Genomic DNA, 602 nt, shown 5'->3' with positions numbered 1-602 from the left:
GTTTATTTCCCCGGTACCGAACACCATGACCTTCGAAGACGATAGCTTTCAACAACGCATCTACAATATTGTCGCCGCCATTCCTTTTGGCTATGTGACCACATACGGCGAAATCGCTCAGCTAGCCGGTTCTCCTCGTGCCGCACGTCAAGTTGGAGGCGTACTGAAACGCCTGCCCGCTGGTAGTAAACTTCCCTGGTATCGCGTGATTAACCGTAAAGGAGAAATCTCGCTGGTGGGGGACGATCTCGGTCGACAGCGCAGAGCATTAATGGACGAAGGGATTCAAGTCTCCCTGGAAGGAAAGGTCGATCTCAAACGTTATCGTTGGCAACCGTGATAACGCCCCTTTCGGGGCGTTCAGACGTTACAGTGAGGTGGGGGCCGGTACAGCAGAAGAAGGGGAAACCTGAGTTGGCGATGTGGATGGCATCGTCGTGGCGGCTCCGTTCTGCGTTGGTACAGCAATGGAAGGCACAGGCACCAATGTCAGATCCTGATGTGTTCCACCGGTGGTCACTACCTGCTTCACCGTATCGGTAATAAACAGCATTTTACCGTCGACCGTCACGGCGGCACTCAGCAGAATGCGTGCATTAGGT

Annotated in this window: 2 protein-coding genes; one reads left to right on the top strand and one right to left on the bottom strand. The window is 53.8% G+C overall.

The features are described from left to right. Positions 1-25 precede the first annotated feature (25 nt). Positions 26-340, top strand: coding sequence for an MGMT family protein (locus WH277_RS01030; protein ID WP_200641611.1), 315 nt, complete (start codon positions 26-28; stop codon positions 338-340). Positions 341-367: 27 nt separating this feature from the next. Here the strand turns inward: WH277_RS01030 and WH277_RS01025 are convergent. Next, positions 368-602, bottom strand: a 235-nt coding sequence (locus WH277_RS01025; RefSeq protein WP_339503858.1) for a YbaY family lipoprotein, incomplete at its 5' end; no start/stop codon positions are given.

It is taken from the genome of Erwinia sp. MYb416 (genome assembly GCF_037479575.1).
GTDB classification, from domain to species: Bacteria; Pseudomonadota; Gammaproteobacteria; order Enterobacterales; family Enterobacteriaceae; genus Erwinia; species Erwinia rhapontici.
Note: the sequence above shows the minus strand (reverse complement) of the source record. Positions and strands in the feature narration are given on the sequence as shown.